2 protein-coding genes are annotated in these 573 nt (G+C 51.5%); both read right to left on the bottom strand.

Annotated elements, in window-relative coordinates; genetic code table 11:
- On the bottom strand, positions 1-206 hold a 206-nt coding region (locus DXA36_RS33790; RefSeq protein WP_243114793.1), incomplete at its 3' end, for a DUF3847 domain-containing protein.
- Complete coding sequence (locus DXA36_RS32640; RefSeq protein WP_009251547.1) at positions 199-540, bottom strand: DeoR family transcriptional regulator; 342 nt, start codon at positions 538-540, stop codon at positions 199-201. The genes DXA36_RS33790 and DXA36_RS32640, both read right to left, overlap by 8 nt.
- Between the last annotated feature and the right edge of the window lie 33 nt (positions 541-573).

Here is a 573-nt window from a genome sequence, read left to right as displayed (position 1 = left end):
ACATCATCATCTGTCAGGCGTTCCGGCTCTTGCAGAAAACTTTCCAGCATACCGCCACGAGTACAGAGCCGGTGCGTCCGTTCCTTTCGGGTAAGCTGCTTTAACTGGTGCTGCAATGCCTTTTCATCATTGATGGCTTTCCGCAGTTTCTTTTCGCTTTTCTCCAACTCCCGATTGAGTTTTTCCAGCTTTGAGGTATCAGGCAAGGGCAGCGTCCTCCTTTCCCGGTATCAGCACATAAATCCGGTTTGGTTCTCCAACGCCCTGACGCACCCGCATGATAAGTCCGGCGGTTTCCAGTTCATTCAGAGAACGCTTGACCGTCATGGGACTGCGGGACAGGACTGCGGCAATGGCTGTGACAGAGAAGCAGACAAACAGGATTCCGTTCTCGTCCTCCTGCCCTTTGGATAGCATAGCGTCCAGCATCCGGCAGTACATGACCTTTGCGGTGCTGCTGACTGGAAATCCTGTCAACGCTATGGGAAAGGGCATACAGGGCGGCAATGGTGTGTCTATGGTCATAAATTCAAAATTCATTCGGTGTGTTCCTCCTTTTTCTTTGCTCGTTTG

Source organism: Eisenbergiella sp. OF01-20, from assembly GCF_003478085.1.
Classification (GTDB): Bacteria; Bacillota; Clostridia; order Lachnospirales; family Lachnospiraceae; genus Eisenbergiella.
The sequence above is the reverse complement of the archived record's forward strand: the minus strand, read 5'-3'. Positions and strand labels throughout refer to the sequence as shown.